This window comes from Opitutus terrae PB90-1 (genome assembly GCF_000019965.1).
GTDB lineage: Bacteria > Verrucomicrobiota > Verrucomicrobiia > Opitutales > Opitutaceae > Opitutus > Opitutus terrae.
The window spans coordinates 4,300,300-4,318,178 of record NC_010571.1; the positions used below are offsets into that span (position 1 = coordinate 4,300,300).

The window sequence follows — 17,879 nt, forward strand, 5'->3', positions numbered from 1 at the left end:
GGTGAAAAGGGGAAACGCCTCAGGCTTGCGCAGGGTCGGGCCGGATGATGACGGTGTCCGTAATTTCCGTGACGGCATCCGCCGGCATGCCGACGCGGCGCGCGTGCTCACGCACCGCCTCGGGGCTCGTCGCTTGGTAAACGCAGACGGTGCCGAGGCGGCCGCCTTCGTGCCGCGTCACGTAGGAACGGATCCAGCGGACGCGGTCGGACATCTCTTCATTGCCAATGCGCGCGGAGACCGCAGCCGCGGCGTCCAGCTCGGCGGCGGAACCCCAGCCGTTGGCCCGGGTGATGACATAGGTTTTCATGGGAACAGTGGATTTCTGGGTGGTTTTCATGGAAGGGTTGCGCGACGGATTGCCCGGCAACGCGTTGATCCTAGCGTGTGACGCCGCGGAAGTCCTTTCCGCCACCTTACCGTTTTCTTATCTGCCTTGCCTCCCCTCTCCCGGCGCGCGCGCCCGCGCTCCCTCTCGATGATCTTTCGTTTCGGCCGATTCGAGCTCGATGAAGCCCGGCGTGAGCTGCGGCTCGGACCGCGCCGGCTGGAACTGCAGCCGCGCACCTTCGACCTGCTCGTGTATCTTGTGCGGCATCACGAGCGGGTCGTGTCCAAGGACGAGTTGCTCCAGGCGCTGTGGCCGGGCGTCATCGTCACCGACTCCTCGGTGATGCGAGCGATGAGCCTGGTGCGGTCGGCGCTGCGCGCAGGCGGCGCGGCCAACCTGATCGATACGTTCTCGCGCCAGGGCTACCGCTTCACCGGAGAACTGCTGGACGGCGTCCCGGCTCCGCGCCGGAACCAGCATTTGGCACGGGCCCAGGCGGCCTGCGCGCGCGGCCGGTGGGAGCAGGCGTTGCAGGCTTACCGTCGCGCGCACGACGACCGCGGACTGCCGGCGGCCGATTTCGAACAGTGGGCGCAGGCCGCGTTGTGCGTGGGCCAGCCCGACGCCGCCGTCGCGCCGCTCGAGCGGGCCGTGGCGGCGTATATCCAGAATGCGGATCGGGCGGGTGCGGCCCGGGCCGCGCTGACGCTGGCCAACGTGCACCTTGAGGCGCGCGCGCCCGCCGTGGCCAAGGGCTGGCATCGACGCGCCGGCGGCTTTCTCCGCGATGAGCCCAGCGAGACGCGGGAGCACGGGCTGCATGCCTGGCTGACCGCGCGGATCGCCCTGTTCGAGGGCGAGCTCGCGGAAGCGCTCCGCTGCGCCGAACGGGCCGAAGCGCTCGCGCGACGCGTCGGCGATGCCGATGTCGAGGTGCTGGGACTCGTTTACCGCGGATATATCGAGCTGGCCACCGGTCAGATCCGCGCCGGTTTGGTGTGTCTGGACGAGGCCGGCGCCGCCATCCTGGCGGGCACGGTGGGGCCCTGGGCCTCCGGCATCGTCTTCTGCTGCATCATCTGGGCAAATCTGGATCGCGGCGACCTCAGCCGCGCGGCGCAGTGGAGCGAACAGTTCACGCGCTGGGTCCAGCGGCACACCGGTTACGGCGCGCCCGGGCTCTGCCGGCTGCACCACGGCGAAGTGTTGTGCAACCAGGGCCGGCTTGCCGCTGCGGAAGCCGAGATCCGGCGCGCGCGAACGCTGCTCGCCGCGAGCGCGCGTTACGCCGAGGGCGACGCTTGCCGCGTGCTCGGGGAGATCCGACTGCTGCGCGGCGATCTCGCCGGGGCCGAGGAGGCGTTTCGCCAAGCGCACGAGCTCGGCTGGCATCCGCTGCCCGGCTGGGCGCTGCTGCAGGCGGAAAAAGGTCAGCTGGCGGCGGCGATCCAATCCCTGCAACGCGGCCTCCGTTCACCTGGTTGGGCGGAGGGGCAGCGTCGCGGCATCCTGCTGGCGCATCTGGTCCGGCTCGCCGCGCGCGCGGGTAACCGGACGCTGGCGCGGAAAACGTTGTACCAGCTCGAACGGTCCACCGAGCTCCGGAGCCCCGTCGGTTCCCAGGCCCTGTTTCGTCGCGCGCGAGCCGCACTGGCCGCCGTCGAGGGGCGCCGCGCCGCGGCTATCGAGGATCTGCGGGCGGCGCTCGCGCTCTGGCTCGGCGCCGAATCGGCGATCAACGCGGCTCACACCCGGCTGGAACTCGCCGAGTTGCTCGCCCGCGGCGGCGACCACGATGAAGCCGGGTTGGAACTCGCCGCGGCCCGGAAGGCGTTCAAGCAAATGGATGCGCCGGCGATGGTCGCCCGCTGCGCCGCGGCGCGCCAAGCGCCGCGCGCGTAAACCTCTTCGGCAAGCTGAGCTTTCGGAGAGGCTCCAGACTCTCAGCTCGGGAGTTTCAGTGCCAGACGCTCAGCTGGGCTCTCAGCCCGTCACAGCTTCAGCCCACGCAGATAAGTCAGGCTCTGCGGAATGCACTCCAGCGGCGTCGGGGTCTCGTCCTCGAGAAAATAGTGCTGCACCCCCGCCTGCTGCGCCGCGCCGAGCACTTGCTTCCAATCGATCTGCCCGGAACCCACCGCGACGTTGTCCGTGTCGGGCGCACCGCCGGTGGAAAAGCCCGTCGGCGCACCTTTGCGCATGTCTTTCACGTGAATCAGCTCCCAGCGGGAGCCGTACTTCTTGAACAGCGCCACGGGATCCTGACCGGCGTGCACCGCCCAGAACACGTCCATCTCCAAGCACAGGTTCTCGGGCTTCGTGAGTCGCGCGACCAGATCGAACCGCGTCTCGCCGTTGCCCGCGTTCGACGGCACGAATTCGAAACCGTGCGGGTGCCAGCCGAGCTTCAGCCCGGCTTCGCGAATCGCCTGGCCCCACTGGTTGAAGTTGGCTGCGACCTCCTGCGCGAGTTCCTCGGTGAAGCCCTTCTCCTTGTCGTGCGGAATCCAGGGCACGACGATGTACGTTGCGCCGAGCGCCTTCGCCGTGGCGATTTCGCCCGCGAGATTTTTCTGCAGTGCCTCGTAGCCCGCATGCGTGGCGATCGCCTGCAAGCCGCGCGCCTTCAGCTCGGCCGCATACTGCTCCAGCGTCAGCTCGCCGAGTCCGGCGGTCTCGACTTCCTTCAAGCCGTATTGCTTCACGAGATCCATCGCCTTGGGCGTGCTTTCCTTGGCGGTGGCCCGCAGGCTCCACATTTGGATCCCGAGGTGTTGGTGAAAATCAGGTCCGGGCGCAGCGAACGAGGTCATGGCGACAGCAGCAAAGCTGAGACAGAGCAGTTTCGTTTTCATGGGGTGTTGCGTCTGACGTTTGAACTTGCGCGAAGTTTTGCAAGACCGCCGCCGTGCGGCCGCGCCGGCCTGGGCGTAGCTCATTCGTCCTGACATGGGCGGGACGCCCATGCCACGTGGCACGGCCGTCTCGCCCGTGGTTCGCCCTACGTTGCTGCGAGCACGTGGTAGTTTGCCATCGAGATCCCGCTGAGCATCGCGCCGGTGATCCCCAAAAAGCCCTGGTCCGTGCCGCAGAGATGGAGATTTGCGAGCGACGTTCTCCCCTGCCGGTTCTTTACGGGCGAGCCATAGATCGCGCCGCCGAAATGCCCGGTGTATCTCTCGACCGTGCGCGGAGTGAACATGTCGGTCGCCACGGTGTGCGCGCTCAGCGCCCCGGCCGACTCGAGCGGCGGCAGAAACCGCTGCGCGCTGCGCACCACTGCTGCAAACCAGCGCTGCTTGTCGGCCCGATAAACGTCCTCGGACAGCCCGCGCCAGCGCTCGTAGTTCGCCAGACAGGTGACCCGCAGCAATCCCTCCGGCAGTCGTCGCCCGGCCCCGAACTCGAAATTGTTGGGAAAACAGATCACGCCGCTGCGCAGGTCCACCTGCTCGTCCGGCCGGGCGTAATCGAAGGCCTCCGAGTTGTTGAAAAACACGATGGTGTCGCGTCCCCAGCCCATTTCGTCCGGCTGCTGGTCCAGCACGCTGATGGTCTCGACAAACGACAGCCGGCCCACTTCTGCCGCCTCCATTGCAGTCGAAGCCGTGGCGGCGTTGGCGGGTCGCGCGGGCGAGTCGGCTCGCACGAGCGCGGCCGTTTCCGGCGCACCGATGGATGAGAGCACGTGATCGGCGGTGATCTCCGCGCCATCGTCGAGAATCAGCGCCGCGGCGCGGCCTTCGCGCGCGACGATTTCCTTCACGCCGCACTTCATGCGGCGCTCACCACCCGCCGCGCGATACTTCTCGAGCAGCACGCGCAGCACCCGCCGCACTCCTTCGAACGGCCGCGCGAAGCCCTCGAAGAAGAGCGCTTTGAACATGATCACGAACTGCCCGAACTCCATGTCGCGCTCCTGCGCGCTGCCGTAGTACATCACCGGACAAAACAGCATATCCTCCAACAGCGGCTCAGTGATGTGTCGCCGGACGATTTCCCGTGCCGACACGGCCGGAGCGTCCAGCGCAACGTCGTCGTAGCTCCGGATGGATTCAACCAGCCGGCGGAAGCCGTCGATCTGCCGCGGGAACTGCGCGGCGACTTCGCTCTCAAACAGTGCGAACTCGTTGCTGAACCGCAGCGCGGTTTCGCCCCGCGGGCCGAAAGCGATCCGCGACTCCCGCTGCGGGCAAAGGTCGAATTCCTCGCGCTGAATCCGCAGCTGGCGCAGCAGCTTGGTCAACGGCGTGCCTTTCACGCCGGGCGGCACGTAGTTGGTCATCGCATGCAGCCCGACGTCGAACTTCCGGCCCGCGATGCTGTAGAAACTGTTCAGTCCGCCGGGAGCGTTGTGCCGCTCAAAGATGCACACGCGCCGGCCGAAATGCGCCAGCCGGATGCCTGCGGCGAGTCCCGACATCCCCGCGCCAATGATCGCGACGTCATAGTGCGAACGGGTGTTCATCCGGATTGTTCGCGTGGGAGATTTAGCCAATGGCCCCAGATGAACCCGCCCTCTCCGCCAGCTGCCATGAAAGCGCGGGCGTCTCGCCCGCATCGGCTCGGAGCGGGCAAGAGGCCCGCGCTCCCCTCCCTCATGCTCAGCTCTTCTCCGCCAACGCGTTGAATCGCGGCGTCAAATACTCCGCGGAACTGTCCAGCGACGCGAGCTGCATGTAATCCTTCTCGGGCACTTCGATGCCGTAGCGTTTCCGGAGCTCCATCACGATGTCGAGGAAGTCCATGGAATCGAGTTGAAGCTGGTCGCGCAGGCGTACGTCGGGTTTGACGTTGCTCAAATCTTCGTCGGGGGCGATGTCGGCAATGATGTCGAGCACCACCTTCTTGCATTCGTCTTTGGTCATGTTCGCGTAAGGGCGGAATTAGGGGAGAAAGCGTTTAACAATCAACGTGGAATTTATCCCGAGCATCCCGAAGGAGTTGTTCAGGATCGTGTCGACCTTCGCCACTTTCCGCGGCTGGTTCAGCACCAGTCCCGGCAGTGCGCAGGCGGGGTCGAGATCGTCGACGTTGATCGTCGGATGCACGGTGAGGTCGTCGAACGACGGCAGGTTGCCCGCCAGTTCGAGCGCGCCCGCCGCGCCCATGCAGTGGCCGATGTAGCTTTTCGTGTTGTTGATGTAGGTGTCGGGACAATCGGCGCCGAATACGGCGCGTACCGCCTCGCACTCCTGCACGTCGCCCATCGGCGTCGCCGTGGCGTGCGTGTTCACGATGTGAATGTCGCGCGGTTCCATCGCCGCGCGCTGGATCGCCGCGCGGATGCACTCGGCCTGCCGCGTCGGATTGGGCAGCACGTAGTCGCTCGCGTCAGAGTTCACGTGATAACCGGCGATCTCGCCGTAGATCTTGGCGCCGCGCGCCTGCGCGTCCTCGAGCCGTTCGAGCGTGAACAGCCCGCCGCCTTCGCTGATCACGATGCCGTTGCGCGCCTTGTCGAACGGCCGCGACGCCTTGTGCGGATCCTCGTGCGTCGCGAGCGCGTTCTGCGATTTGAACCCGGCGAAAATCCCGAAAGTCTGCGTGCTCTCGCTCACGCCGCCGCAGATCGTAAAATCCACTTCGCCAAGCCGCAGCATCTGCGTCGCGTGGATCAAGCCCATGTTGCCCGCCGCACAGGCCGCGCCGATCGTGTAGGAAGGACCGGTCACACCGAGATGCAGGGATGTCTCGCCCGCGGGGTTGTTGGCGACTGTCCGCGGGTTGTGGTAGTGCGACCAGAACTTGGTGTCGTAGTTGAATTTCGAGATGTTGAAGATCTCGTTCTCCGTCTCGACGTTGCCGTGCTCCGTGCAACCGATGTAAATGCCGACACGGTCCTTCGGCACGCGGTCCCACGCCACACCGCTGTCCGCCAGCGCCTCGCGGGCGCAGTAGATCGCGATGCTGCCCGCGCGCGTGCCGACGCGCAGTTCCTTTTTCTTCTGATAGCGAAGCGGATCGAAATCGCACAGCCCCGCCAGTTGCGTGCCCATGTAGCGGACTTCCGTCCGCTTGATCCCGGCGATGCCGTTCAGGAGGTTGCGCCGAAAATCGGCCAGGGAATTTCCGTTCGGAGCGGTCAGACCCACACCGGTGATGACGATACGCGCGGACTTCATTGATTGGACGAAACGGAAATCGCTACCGAAGCGGCGGTCGAAAGCAATCCCGCGGTGGCCCGGCTGGACATTTCACGCCGTTTTCCATCGCACGCCTGCAGGTGGAGCCCCCCGGGCCCGGCGGCATGGCTGTCGGTTTGCACTCGCGTGCCCGCCCCCAGCCTGGCGGGACGCCGGGCTCCGCCTCACGGCCGAGACCGCGGCTCTCCTTTCCTTTTTGCGGCATCTGCGCGAACGTTTCCCGCCCGGGTTTGTCATTGCCCGCGGCCCAGCAATCCTTCTGGTTTCCACTCTCTTATCATGAACGTCCTCGTCGTCGGCGGCGCCGGCTACATCGGCAGCCACTGCGTCCGCCAACTCCTTGCGGCCGGCCACCGGCCGGTCGTGCTCGACAATCTCGTCTACGGTCATCGTGCCGCGGTGGATCCTTCGATCCCGTTCCACGACGTGAACCTGGGCGATGCGCCGGCCGTCGAGCGGATCCTGCGCGCGGAGCAGATCGACGTGGTCATGCACTTCGCCGCTTACTGCTACGTCGGCGAGTCGGTGACCGACCCGCTCAAATACTATTTCAACAACGTGGCCGCGACGCTGCACCTGCTGCAGGCGATGCTCGCCGCGAACGTGAAGAAGTTCGTCTTTTCCTCCACGTGCGCGACGTTCGGCATTCCCGCGACCCTCCCGATCCACGAAAACCTGCCGCAGGCGCCGATCAATCCCTACGGGCAGACCAAGCTCGACGTGGAAAACCTGCTGAAGGCGCTCGCCGGGGCCCATGGGCTGAGTTTCGCGGCATTTCGCTATTTCAACGCCGCCGGCGCCGCGGAGGACGGCCGCATCGGCGAGGATCACGATCCCGAAACCCATCTGATCCCGCTGGCCATCGATGTGGCGACCGGCAAGCGGCCTCAGCTGCAGCTTTTCGGCACCGATTATCCCACGCCCGACGGCACGTGCCTGCGCGACTACGTCCACGTCGACGATCTCAGCCGGGCGCATATCGCCGTGTTCGATCGTCTGGGCACTCCCGGCACTCAGCTCTTCTACAATCTTGGGACGGGCGCGCCGACCTCCAATCGTGAGGTGATCCGTGCGGTCGAGAAGGTCGTCGGCCGCAAGGTCAACGTGGTCGAAAGCCCGCGGCGAGCCGGCGATCCGCCCGCGCTCTACGCGGATTCGGCCAGGGCGCAGCGCGAACTGGGCTGGCAGGTGAAGTTTTCCACCATCGAATCGATCGTCGCCACCGCCTGGAAGTGGCATGCGTCGCATCCGAACGGCTACGACGACCGCTGAGCTGCCGGCGCGCTTTGTAGCGCGGGGTCTCCCGACCCCGCCGCGAAAGCACCGCGGCGCTGGGTGCACATCAGCTTTGGCAACGTGGCACGGGCATCCTGCCCGTGGACGGCGCTCCGCGCCGCAAGCATGGGCAAGACGCCCATGCCACACCACGTGCAGCCGGAGGCCGCGGGCGTCACGTGTTTGTTACGCTTCATGCCAGATTTTCTCGGAACCGATTTTGGCCTGAAGGCGTCGCAAGCCGCATGGATTCTTCCGCATCCTTGCCCCCGCATGTCCTTGATGAGGATCTCCAGATCGTGCGCGCGACACTCGCGTCGATCTCCGACGAGGTGCACCGGCTCTCGCCCGTCGCGGGCGAAGCGGTCTCCGACGCGCTCGCGAAAATCGACGAGGCGCACGAGGAATTTCTCCGCCATTCCTTCGCCGCGGACTAGAAGCTGTTCGAAAGCTTGATCCGTAGGGCCGGCGGCAGCCCTACAACGCTCGGCAGCGGTTTTCAGATCGACTCTAGACTCCGCGCCGAGCTGTGCTCTGTTGCTTATCGCGCGCCGCGGCTCGTGGCGCGCTGACTCTGATCCATGGGGCGTATTCGTTTTCTCCGACAAATGATTTTCGACGGTCGTGGTCGTCCGCTGCGGACGCGCGCGCGGCCTGAACCGTCGAGGTGGCGCTCCGACGCCGTGACCGGGAGTGTGCTCGGCCACTCGACCGTGCTGCTGAACCTGCGCGGCTTGATCGTGCTGACGGACCCGGTGTTCTCACGCCGCGTTGGGCTCGGCATTCCGCCTTTCATTCTCGGCCCGAAGCGGCACTACGCGCCCGCGCTCGCCGCGAAGGAACTGCCCGCCCCGCACGTGATCGTGCTCAGTCATGCGCATTTTGACCACCTGGATGTCTGGAGCCTGCGACGGTTTTCGCGCCAAACCCCGATCGTGACGGCCGATGCGACCGGCGACATTCTGCGGCGGCACGGTTTTCGAAGGATTCACGAACTCGGCTGGGGCCAGTCGGTCGAGGTGGTCACCGAAGCCGGTCCGGTGCGCGTGACGGCGCTCGAAGTGGCACACTGGGGCGCGCGCCTCATGCGCGACGTCCACCGTGGCTACAATGGCTACCTGATCGAACGTGACGGCTGCCGCGTGTGTTTTGCGGGCGACACCGCTTACACGCCGGCGTTTCAACGGCTGCGCGATCCCGGCCGGCCGCTCGATCTCATGCTGATGCCGATCGGCGCGTATGATCCCTGGATCCACGCGCACTGCAGCCCGGAACAGGCGGTCGCGATGACCCGCCAATCCGGTGCACGCGCCCTCGTGCCGATTCACCATCTCACGTTCAAGCTCAGTTCCGAGCCGATGCACGAACCGGCCGAGCGGCTGCGCGCCGCGCTCGCTGAGCAGCCGCCGGCACTGCTCGCTTCGGACTTGGGGGAAACCTTTCGCGTGCCGCTGGGCTGACGGCGTTCTCAAATCCCTGTTTTCGCGATTCCCTGCGCTCACACGCTGGGCCCGTGCAGCCGCCGCAGTCCGGCTCCGCGTCGAGCGGAATGCATCTGCAGACATCCTGCTGGAGGTCCGTTCGACGCGAGACGTTGCGGCGACTCGGCGGGACGCGTCCCCGCGCTCGCTGCGCGCTCCGGTTCGCTCAACCGGTGTTCGCCCCATGGCAGCTCGTCACCGCCACGGGTATCGTGCCGGACGATGAAAATCCGGGAAATGATGACGAAGGAAACGCGCTCGGTTTCGCCTGACACGCCCGTAATCGAAGTGGCGGGGTTGATGCGCCTGCACGACATCGGCGTCGTCCCCGTGGTCGAAGACGGCCGCATCGTGGGCATGCTGACCGATCGCGATATCGTGCTGCAAGTGGTGGCCGACGGTGACGATCCGCGCAGCACGGTCGTGCGTGATGTGATGTCCACCGGCTCGATCTCGGTGAACGAAAACCAGGAAGTCGACGAAGCCGTCGCGCTCATGGAAAAATACCAAGTCCGTCGGCTGCCCGTGCTCAATGCGGATTCCAAACTCGTCGGGATCGTGTCGCTCGGCGATATCGCCGTCGATGTTCACGCAGGCTTGTCGGGCAAGGTGCTGAAGGAAGTCTCCGAACCCGCGGCGCCACGGTTGTAGGGCGGCCGTTCCATTGGGACGCGTCCAAGTTGCAGCCGGGGTCGCCGACCCCGGCCCGATAACTGCGCCGACTGCGCTCACCGGGCTCAGCGAGCCCGGCGACAAAGCTCACGCGTAGCTCTGATACTCCGGCACGAACATCCGGGCCGCGATATCAGCCTTCAGGTCGGCGGGGCGTGCGCGTCGGGCCAGTCCCGACTTGAACGCTTCCTCCGCGACGGCGGTCGCGATCTCCAGCGACACTTCGCGGATCTTTGTAAGCGACGGAAACACCCGACCCAGCGCGATGTCCTCCGCGGATACGAGGCTCGCGAGCGTGCGCGCACCGCGCAGGAACATCCGATCGGTCACCTGTGAGGCTTCGGCGACAAGCGCGCCGAGACCGACGCCCGGGAAGATGTAAACGTTGTTCCCCTGCCCCGGCACGAACTCCCGCTCGCCGAGCTTCACCGTCGGGAACGGGCTGCCGCTGGCGAAAATCGCGCGGCCGTCCGTCCACGTGTAAGCCTGCTCCGCGGTGCATTCCGCCTTGGAGGTCGGGTTCGACAGCGCGAACACGACGGGATGCCGGTTCAACGCCGCCATCTGTCGCACGATCGGCTCGGTGAACGCCTGCGCCTGACCCGACACGCCAATGAGCGCCGTCGGCTTGAGCGCGTTCACCGCTTCGGCGAGCGTCGCGACAAAAGCGTGGTCGTGCGCGTACGGGCGCTTGTGCTCGGCCAGCTTCGCGAGCCGGCTCTGCACCACGAGTCCTTGCGAGTCGACGAACCAGCACCGCTGGCGCGCCTCGGCTTCCGAAAGCCCCTCCTCCCGCATCGCTGCGACCAGCAGGTCGGCGATGCCCGTGCCCGCTTCGCCGGCGCCGAGGAACAGTACCCGTTGATCGCGCAGTTTGGCGCCGGAAATCCGTAGGCTGCCCAGCAATCCCGCAAGCGCCACGCCCGCGGTGCCCTGGATGTCATCGTTAAAGCTGCAGATCCGCTCGCGATACTGGTGGAGCAGTCGGAAGGCGTTCGTGTTGCCGAAATCCTCCCACTGCAACAGCGCCTTCGGAAATGCGTGCGCCACTGCGGTCACGAACTCCTCGAGAAACGCGTCATACTCGGCCCCGCGCGCGCGACGCTGGTTCAACCCGATGTAGAGCGGATCGTGATGCAGCGTCGTGTTGTCCGTCCCCACGTCGAGCATGATGGGGAGCGTGTAGCCCGGATGCACCCCCGCACACGCGGTGTACAGCGAGAGCTTGCCGATCGGAATGCCCATGCCCAAGGCGCCGAGATCGCCGAGCCCGAGGATCCGCTCGCCATCGGTCACCACGATCATCCGCACGTCGTTGACCGGCCAGTGGGTCAGAATGTCGGCGATGCGGCCCCGATCCCGAATGCTGATATACAGACCGCGCGGGCGCCGGAAAATCGCGCCGAATTCGAGGCAGGCCTGTCCCACCACCGGCGTGTAGATGATCGGGATCATCTCCTCGAGATTCTCCTGCACGAGCCGGTAGAACAGCGTCTCGTTGCGGTTCTGCAGCGAGGTCAGAAAAATGTATTTCTCCAGGGCGTCGGGCTTGCGGCGGAAGTTGCCCATCACGCGCTTCACCTGCTCCTCCATCGAGAAAACGTGCGGCGGCAGCAATCCCCGCAGCCCCAAGGCGTCGCGTTCGGCCTCGGTGAACGCCGTGCCTTTGTTCAACAACGGATCCAGCAACAGCGCATGACCGCGCGGATAGCTCGGACCACCATGGGGCTGGAGACCAGTGTCTTTCGAGGCCATATGCCATCATCGTGCCATTCCGCTGCGGCGTTTCGCTCGGCAGTTTTTGCCAAAGTCTCCGCGTCTCCAGCCAACAGCCGGCAATCGCTGCGCAGTGCTCGACCCGCCGGCCCGGCCCGCGCCTCGGCCCAGCGAAAAAACGCACGATTGGTTTGGCAAAACGCACCGGATGCCCATAGGAGACCTCTCAATCTTTTCTCTCCGCCCAGCCCGCGAATGAATCGCTCCTCCTCTTTCCACCACAGCACGATCGCGCCGATCACCTCGCTCGATGGCCCCTCACGTCTCCATGCGACCGGTGGATGTGAAGGGTTCGCGCGTTATTCCGGCCTGTGAGACTGCCTCGCTGGGTTTTGCGGTGGATGCATCAGCATCACCTTTCGCGCAAGCGGCTGCGCGGCGGCTTCCTGCATTCCTGGCTCGGTGACCGGCTCCTCGCCAAGGAACTCTGGCTGCCAACCCACAACTCGCTCGCCCGCGCGTGGCTCGTGGGGTTCATCATCACCGTCATCCCGTTCCTCCCGGGCCAGGTGCTCCTCGCCTGCATCGCATGCCTCCTCATCCGCGGCAATCTCCTCCTCGGCATCGCGCTGCAATTTCTATCCTCGCCGCTCACCGCGCCGGTGCATCTGCCCACCGCCTATTTCCTCGGCGAGCTCGTGCGCGGCCGCGATCCCGTTGAGGTGTGGCATCACATTTCGACCGCGCCGCGCGACCTCGCCACCGGCAGCGGCGTGGAGTCGCTCTATCTTGGCGCGTTGATCCTGGGAGTTGTCGGCGGATTGCTCGGCTACGCGATCATCCATCACACGTGGCGCATGCCGCACCGGAAACTCCGCCCGCCGGAGCCGAAGAACCCGGTCGTCTAGCAGCGATTCGAGAACCCAGTTTTCGAAGAGGCCGGGCAGGTAGCGCGACGCGTCCCCGGTGAGCCGCGGCCCACGCGCCGGTGTGGCGGCGGGCGTTGCACGCGATCTGTCGCGCGCAGGGCCACCAAATCCCGACGCCACGTCACGCTCACCGCGGCGGCGTGGGCCGGAACGGCGGCTCCCAGGCGTTCACTCCCCGCACCTTCATCTTGCGGCGATAAACCTGCTCGAAGCACGTCGCGTAAAGCGTGTCGAACTCGCTGCCGCCGAATACGAGATTGGTGATCTTCCCATTCGGCGTCGGAATGATCGCGGCCACGCGGCCCTCACGATCGCACACCTGGATTCCGAGCTTCGTCGCGACATACAACCGGCCTTCGCGATCGCATTTCAATCCGTCGGCATAGCTCTCGTCATCCGCGTCGCGCGTGTGCAGCCAGTGAAACCGCTGTTCGTGCGCCAGCGTTCCGTCGGGCTGTACGGCGTAACTATAAACCCAATGCGAGCGATAGTCCGCGACGTAGAGCAGCGTCTGATCCGGCGACAGCGCCACGCCGTTCGTGTAGCGCAGCGCGGTATCGAAGGACTGCTTCGTTCCGTCCGGCCGGATCAGCCAGAGGCGACTCGGCTCGCGACTCCCCGCACCCGCCGGCGCCGTCACGTAGAGATTGCCGTTGTGCGCCACGACCAGGTCGTTGCCGGCGATCCCTTCGGCGATCACCGCGGATTGTCCCGCCTGATCGTAAGCGAGGATCTGTTTCGTCGCCGTGGCCACGGCGTAAAGCCGTCCATCCGGCCCGAAGATCTGCCCGTTCGATCGTTGGGTGTCGGCAATAAACTCGGTCGCGCGCCCGTCCGCGCCGACGCGATAGCATTTGCTCGCGGGAATATCGTCAAAGAACACCTCGCCCGCGCGATTCACGGCGGGACCTTCCGTCAGCACATGCCCCTCGCTCACGAGTTGCCAGTCCTCGCCGGGAATCAGCACGCCGGCGAGCGTCGGGTTTTTCGTGAGCGCGCCGCGCACCGGCTGCGGCCAGTCGTGCCACAGCCAGCGCATCGCGTCGGCGAACACGGCCGTCGCATCGTGATTGTCGTGCCCGCGCTCGCCCCAGGCGGAGCGCACCTCGTATCCGGCAAACGCGAGCGCGCGTTCCATCGTCTGGTTCATCATCCACCAGTCACCGGCGAAATTGTTCAGGTCGTTCGCGCCGTCCTGCAGGAACACCCGGATCGGCTTCGGCTCCGTCTTGCGTACGAGCACCGGATAAGCATCGCCGCCGCGCAATCCGGCATAGCTGCCGATCGCGCTGAACACGCGCGTGAACGCATCGGGCCGCTCCCATGCCGCCGTGAACGCCGCGATGCCGCCACTGCTCGCCCCGCCGATCGCCCGGTCGTTGCCCGAGCGCGACAACCGCAGCGCCCGACCATCGCCCGTCACTTTCGTTTCGACCGCGGGGAGCAGTTCCTCGAGCAGGAACCGGACATAGGCATCGCTGAGCGAATCGTATTCGAAGCTGCGGTTGATCCGGTCCAGCGCGGTCGCGGGATTCGCCGCCGGCAGCACGCCGGGCCGGACAAACACCCCAATGGTCACCGGCATCTCGCCCGCGGCAATGAGCTGGTCGAATACCGCGGGCGCGTTGAATTGCACGCCGTCCTGATTCACATAGACGCACGCCGGCCGGCTGGGATCGTAGCGCTGCGGCACGTAAACCGTCACCTCGCGCCGGGTGCCGGGAAAGATCTTCGATTGGGCAAACTCAAACGTGATCAACTCGCCGCCCGGCACCGCCGCAGGTTCCGTGGCCGCGAGTGCCGCCGGTGCGGACAGGTTCGCCAACGTGACGAGGACACCAATCAAGCCGGCAACGCGGATCTTCATATCCCCGACCTGTCACATCCGCGCCGCGATGCCAACGCCGCCGTGCGGCATCGAACGCGTTGTAGACCCCGCGACGCTTCGCTCGTCAGCCGCCGTAAATGGACCGAAGGTAGCGCGGGACCGCTGGGCCCGCCGAAATTTCCCCGATGCTTGCATGTCCCTCCCGGCCCGCCCGGCGGTCGGGCCCTACCTTTCCCCACAAACGGCGAAAGCCCCGTGCGGGTCTGACGCGCCGCGCCCGCGCTGCCTCATTCGACGGTCCCCAGCCGCTTCTGCAACGCCGCCTTCGTCAAGCCCAGCTGCTTCGCCGCTTTGGCCGCGTCGCCGGCCGCCGCAGTCATCGCGCGGTCGATCAGCTCGCGTTCGAGTCGCGGCAGGAGCGGTTCGTCCTCGGCCGCGTAACTCGCGAAGACAAAATCCAGCGCCCGCTCGCGCGTGAGTGCCGGCTCGGTGCGGGTGGTCACCGCGGACCGTTCGGATGCGGCCCCTGACTCCGCGGCCGCCACCGGCTCGGTCAACCCCGTGCGCAGTTCCGCCGGCAGGTCCTTCTCGAGAATCGCCTCGCCCTGCGCGATCACCGCGCTGCGATAAATCACGTTCTCGAGTTCGCGCACGTTGCCCGGCCACGAATGCCGCGTCAGCGCCGCCATCGCCTCGGGCGAGACCTTCGTGGCGCGCGCCTTCTTCTGCTTCACCAGATTCTGCAGGCAAAAATCGACGATCTGCGGAATATCCTCCGCGCGTTCGCGCAGCGGCGGCATCTTGATCCGCACGACATTGAGCCGGTAGTAGAGGTCCTCGCGGAATGTCTTCGCCTTTACCATTGCCTCGAGGTCCTTGTTCGTCGCGGCAAGGACGCGGACGTCGACGCGGATCGTTTCCGTGCCGCCGACGCGCTGGATCTCCCCGGCCTGCAACACGCGCAGGATCTTCGTCTGCGTCGCCAGCGCCATGTCGCCGATCTCATCGAGAAAAATCGTGCCGCCGTCGCACAGCTCGAACTTGCCGAGTCGCTGGCCCGTCGCGCCGGTGAACGAGCCTTTCTCGTGCCCAAACAGCTCGCTCTCGATCAGGTTGTCGGGAATCGCCGCGCAGTTCACCGCGATGAACGGTTTGCTCGAGCGGTGGCTGTGCTTCCAAATCGAGCGCGCCACCAGTTCCTTGCCCGTGCCGCTCTCGCCGGTGATCATCACCGTCACGTCGCTCGCCGTCACCTGGCCGATGATCTTGAACACTTCCTGCATCACCGGCGAACTGCCGACGATGCCTTCGCGATAGTCGTCCGCGTTGATCGTCGGCTTGTAGTCGCTGACCGCGCGCAGGTCGGCGCGCGTTTTCAGCGCCGCGTCGGCCAGCGCCAGCACCTTCTGCGGATCGAAGGGCTTCATCACGTAATCGAAGGCGCCGTATTTCATCGCCTCGATCGCCGTCTGCGCCGTGCCGAACGCCGTCATCAAAATCACCAGCTGCTTCGGATTCGCGCTGCGGATCAACTGCAGCGCCTCGATCCCGCCCATTCCGCTCATACGCACATCAAGCAGCACCAGGTCGGGCGCCGGACCCTTTTTCACCGCCACCACGCCTTGCTCGCCGTTCGGCGCCTCCAGCACGGTGTAGCCACGCGACGACAACACCCGCGACAACGAATAGCGGATCTCCGCGTCGTCATCGATCACGAGAATACTGGCGGGCTTGGCGAGGTCGGACATAGCGGCGAGCGAAACGAACGCGCCCCAGAAAGTAAATACCCAGGATGGGACGTGACGTGACACAGGCCGCCCCGCCCATGGTCCGTTTTGTTCGTAGCCGCAGCCGTGGCACGGGCGTCTCGCCCGTGATTCCGGGAGTAGCCCCACGGGCAAGATGCCCGTGCCACATCCGGACCACGCCGCCGCCGCGCTCTCCTCGCATTCCGCGCTGGCGGTTTCCTTCCAGGCGCATTGAGTGCGCCCATGTTTGGCTGGTCGCTCAACCTTTTCCGGATCCGCGGGATTCAACTCGCCCTCCACGGGAGCTTTTTCCTGCTGCTTGCGTGGATCGGGTACGAGGGCTGGCAGGAAGGCGGCTGGATCGGCGTGATGTGGTTTGTCGGCTCGCTGCTGGCGTTCTTCGCCTGCGTGGTGCTGCACGAGCTGGGACATTCCTTCACCGCGATGCATTTCGGCATCGGCGTGCGACGGATTCTGCTGATGCCGATCGGCGGCATGGCGGAGTTCGAGGCCATCCCCCGGGAGCCGATGCGCGAGTTCCTCATCACGCTCGCCGGCCCGGCGGTGAACTTTGCGATCGTCGGCGTGCTCGCGCTTTTCTTCGGCCTGCCGGCCGGATTCCCGATGGAGAGCGAATTTCTGGCCACGGCCGAGGGCTTCGCGCACCTGCTGCTCCAGGCCAACTTCATCATGGGCTGCTTCAACCTGTTGCCGGCTTTCCCGATGGATGGTGGCCGGATCCTCCGCGCCATCCTGGCCAATCGGATGCCCTACCTCCGCGCCACGCGTACGGCCGCGACGATCGGAAAGATCGTCTGCGCCGGCGGCATCGCCTATGCAATCTGGCAGTCGCAATTCCTGCTCGCGGTGCTGTTCGTCTTCATCTTCTTCGCCGGTGACGCCGAGTACCGCGCCGTGCGCCGTCGTGAGTTCGATGACGCGCGTTGGCGCGAAATGCTGGCGCGAATCTACGGGCCCGGCGCGGACACGATCGACGAGCCGCCGATGCTGTCACGGTAGCGGTTAATTCAACCAAACTGTCGTCGCGTGCGCTCGCCCTGCCGGCCAGTTCGCGTGGCATGGACGCCTCGCCGGCGCGCTTGCCGGAGACGGTTCCGGGCGTTCCGCTGGGCCCCAAAAAAAACGAAAGACCCCCTCCAGTGTGTCATTGGCAAGATACGGCTTGAGTGTGATTTGCCGAGGGCTAGTACGAAAACGCCGCTCAGCCGCATGCCGACTTTCCGCGAGAGCTTCTGCGCCCAACAACGCTGTCCGACCGACCAGTTCGAGCGGCGCGTTTTTTGGCGCTGCCTCTATCCCCACGCCCGACTGGTGGCCTGGCTGATCCTTTGGATGGACTACGATTATTTTTCGGCGGATCGCCAGCTCATCTCTGGCGCAGGGGACGCGCCCTCCATGCGGCGGGTTCGCGACGAGGTGCGGGACTTTTTCTGGAGTTCCGACAACCGCGGCTGGTGGCGGCGCACGGCGAAGGTGCGGGTTTCCGGCCAGCGGCTGCGCAATCTTGCCGCGCGCTATCTGCAGGACGGCGATCCGTCCGCGGAAAAGAAGCTGCACGGCAGCGACGTTCCCTTCCCCGCCCCGCCTCCCTAAGGATAAGTTTCTGACCGTCGACACCGCGGCCCTCGCCCTCTCCCGACGACGCAATCGGCGGCTAATGGTCGTTATGCGCAGCGACTCTGACCGTGCCACCGGTCCCTTTGGGCATTGAGCAGATGTCGCGTTTTTTCCT

General features: G+C 65.8%; 16 protein-coding genes. 8 read left to right on the top strand and 8 right to left on the bottom strand.

What is annotated here, in order from left to right; translation table 11 throughout:
* Window positions 1-19: 19 nt before the first annotated feature.
* The gene (locus OTER_RS16615) at window positions 20-310 is read right to left on the bottom strand and encodes a DUF4242 domain-containing protein (protein WP_044891830.1); all 291 of its coding nucleotides are present in this window, start codon (window positions 308-310) and stop codon (window positions 20-22) included.
* Window positions 311-478: 168 nt separating this feature from the next.
* Here OTER_RS16615 and OTER_RS16620 point away from each other — a divergent pair, with 168 nt between their 5' ends.
* Entirely contained in the window at window positions 479-2,233 is a 1,755-nt protein-coding gene (locus OTER_RS16620; RefSeq protein ID WP_012376092.1) for a winged helix-turn-helix domain-containing protein, read from the top strand.
* An 89-nt stretch (window positions 2,234-2,322) separates the two neighbouring features.
* Here OTER_RS16620 and OTER_RS16625 read toward each other — a convergent pair whose 3' ends face one another.
* The 4 genes from OTER_RS16625 to OTER_RS16640 form a co-directional block, all read right to left on the bottom strand.
* Window positions 2,323-3,186, bottom strand: coding sequence for a sugar phosphate isomerase/epimerase family protein (locus OTER_RS16625; protein ID WP_012376093.1), 864 nt, complete (start codon window positions 3,184-3,186; stop codon window positions 2,323-2,325).
* Window positions 3,187-3,332: 146 nt separating this feature from the next.
* Window positions 3,333-4,799 carry a phytoene desaturase family protein gene (locus tag OTER_RS16630; protein WP_012376094.1) on the bottom strand — a complete coding sequence of 489 codons (1,467 nt, stop codon included), beginning with the start codon at window positions 4,797-4,799 and terminating at the stop codon, window positions 3,333-3,335.
* 136 nt (window positions 4,800-4,935) lie between these two features.
* Entirely contained in the window at window positions 4,936-5,199 is a 264-nt protein-coding gene (locus tag OTER_RS16635) for an acyl carrier protein (RefSeq protein ID WP_012376095.1), read from the bottom strand.
* Between the two features lie 18 nt (window positions 5,200-5,217).
* The gene (locus OTER_RS16640) at window positions 5,218-6,456 is read right to left on the bottom strand and encodes a beta-ketoacyl-[acyl-carrier-protein] synthase family protein (RefSeq protein WP_012376096.1); all 1,239 of its coding nucleotides are present in this window, start codon (window positions 6,454-6,456) and stop codon (window positions 5,218-5,220) included.
* A gap of 300 nt (window positions 6,457-6,756) precedes the next feature.
* Between OTER_RS16640 and galE the strand changes: the two genes are divergently transcribed.
* The 4 genes from galE to OTER_RS16660 all read left to right on the top strand — a co-directional run bounded on the left by galE (window position 6,757) and on the right by OTER_RS16660 (window position 9,884).
* Window positions 6,757-7,749: a UDP-glucose 4-epimerase GalE gene (gene galE, locus OTER_RS16645; protein ID WP_012376097.1), complete on the top strand. Its 993-nt coding sequence runs from the start codon at window positions 6,757-6,759 to the stop codon at window positions 7,747-7,749.
* 266 nt (window positions 7,750-8,015) lie between these two features.
* Entirely contained in the window at window positions 8,016-8,189 is a 174-nt protein-coding gene (locus OTER_RS26255; RefSeq protein WP_158305458.1) for a hypothetical protein, read from the top strand.
* A gap of 246 nt (window positions 8,190-8,435) precedes the next feature.
* Window positions 8,436-9,212, top strand: coding sequence for an MBL fold metallo-hydrolase (locus tag OTER_RS16655; RefSeq protein WP_237702379.1), 777 nt, complete (start codon window positions 8,436-8,438; stop codon window positions 9,210-9,212).
* Between the two features lie 243 nt (window positions 9,213-9,455).
* Window positions 9,456-9,884, top strand: a complete 429-nt coding sequence (locus tag OTER_RS16660; protein ID WP_012376100.1) for a CBS domain-containing protein — start codon at window positions 9,456-9,458, stop codon at window positions 9,882-9,884.
* A gap of 108 nt (window positions 9,885-9,992) precedes the next feature.
* Here OTER_RS16660 and OTER_RS16665 read toward each other — a convergent pair whose 3' ends face one another.
* Complete coding sequence (locus OTER_RS16665; protein WP_012376101.1) at window positions 9,993-11,660, bottom strand: NAD-dependent malic enzyme; 1,668 nt, start codon at window positions 11,658-11,660, stop codon at window positions 9,993-9,995.
* A gap of 362 nt (window positions 11,661-12,022) precedes the next feature.
* On the opposite strand from OTER_RS16665, the gene OTER_RS16670 reads away from it, so the two are divergent.
* The gene (locus OTER_RS16670; RefSeq protein WP_012376102.1) at window positions 12,023-12,529 is read left to right on the top strand and encodes a DUF2062 domain-containing protein; all 507 of its coding nucleotides are present in this window, start codon (window positions 12,023-12,025) and stop codon (window positions 12,527-12,529) included.
* Between the two features lie 148 nt (window positions 12,530-12,677).
* Here the strand turns inward: OTER_RS16670 and OTER_RS16675 are convergent, their stop codons facing one another.
* Entirely contained in the window at window positions 12,678-14,417 is a 1,740-nt protein-coding gene (locus tag OTER_RS16675; RefSeq protein WP_012376103.1) for an SMP-30/gluconolactonase/LRE family protein, read from the bottom strand.
* A gap of 248 nt (window positions 14,418-14,665) precedes the next feature.
* Complete coding sequence (locus OTER_RS16680; RefSeq protein ID WP_012376104.1) at window positions 14,666-16,126, bottom strand: sigma-54-dependent transcriptional regulator; 1,461 nt, start codon at window positions 16,124-16,126, stop codon at window positions 14,666-14,668.
* A gap of 243 nt (window positions 16,127-16,369) precedes the next feature.
* Between OTER_RS16680 and OTER_RS16685 the strand changes: the two genes are divergently transcribed.
* Together OTER_RS16685 and OTER_RS16690 are read left to right on the top strand one after the other, a co-directional pair.
* On the top strand, window positions 16,370-17,146 hold the full coding sequence (locus tag OTER_RS16685; protein ID WP_012376105.1) for a site-2 protease family protein: 777 nt from the start codon (window positions 16,370-16,372) through the stop codon (window positions 17,144-17,146).
* A gap of 210 nt (window positions 17,147-17,356) precedes the next feature.
* Window positions 17,357-17,740 (top strand): hypothetical protein, encoded by a 384-nt coding sequence (locus OTER_RS16690; RefSeq protein ID WP_012376106.1) that lies wholly within the window; start codon window positions 17,357-17,359, stop codon window positions 17,738-17,740.
* Window positions 17,741-17,879 lie beyond the last annotated feature (139 nt).

Bases quoted from the DNA above. Each gene is read 5' to 3' on its own strand.
- OTER_RS16660 (WP_012376100.1), top strand. From the start codon at position 9,456: ATGAAAATCCGGGAAATGATGACGAAGGAAACGCGCTCGGTTTCGCCT.
- OTER_RS16630 (WP_012376094.1), bottom strand. From the start codon at position 4,799: ATGAACACCCGTTCGCACTATGACGTCGCGATCATTGGCGCGGGGATG.
- OTER_RS16675 (WP_012376103.1), bottom strand. From the start codon at position 14,417: ATGAAGATCCGCGTTGCCGGCTTGATTGGTGTCCTCGTCACGTTGGCG.
- OTER_RS16615 (WP_044891830.1), bottom strand. From the start codon at position 310: ATGAAAACCTATGTCATCACCCGGGCCAACGGCTGGGGTTCCGCCGCC.
- OTER_RS16620 (WP_012376092.1), top strand. From the start codon at position 479: ATGATCTTTCGTTTCGGCCGATTCGAGCTCGATGAAGCCCGGCGTGAG.
- OTER_RS16640 (WP_012376096.1), bottom strand. From the start codon at position 6,456: ATGAAGTCCGCGCGTATCGTCATCACCGGTGTGGGTCTGACCGCTCCG.
- OTER_RS16635 (WP_012376095.1), bottom strand. From the start codon at position 5,199: ATGACCAAAGACGAATGCAAGAAGGTGGTGCTCGACATCATTGCCGAC.
- OTER_RS16665 (WP_012376101.1), bottom strand. From the start codon at position 11,660: ATGGCCTCGAAAGACACTGGTCTCCAGCCCCATGGTGGTCCGAGCTAT.
- OTER_RS16680 (WP_012376104.1), bottom strand. From the start codon at position 16,126: ATGTCCGACCTCGCCAAGCCCGCCAGTATTCTCGTGATCGATGACGAC.
- OTER_RS16690 (WP_012376106.1), top strand. From the start codon at position 17,357: ATGCCGACTTTCCGCGAGAGCTTCTGCGCCCAACAACGCTGTCCGACC.
- OTER_RS16625 (WP_012376093.1), bottom strand. From the start codon at position 3,186: ATGAAAACGAAACTGCTCTGTCTCAGCTTTGCTGCTGTCGCCATGACC.
- OTER_RS16670 (WP_012376102.1), top strand. From the start codon at position 12,023: ATGCATCAGCATCACCTTTCGCGCAAGCGGCTGCGCGGCGGCTTCCTG.
- galE (WP_012376097.1), top strand. From the start codon at position 6,757: ATGAACGTCCTCGTCGTCGGCGGCGCCGGCTACATCGGCAGCCACTGC.
- OTER_RS16685 (WP_012376105.1), top strand. From the start codon at position 16,370: ATGTTTGGCTGGTCGCTCAACCTTTTCCGGATCCGCGGGATTCAACTC.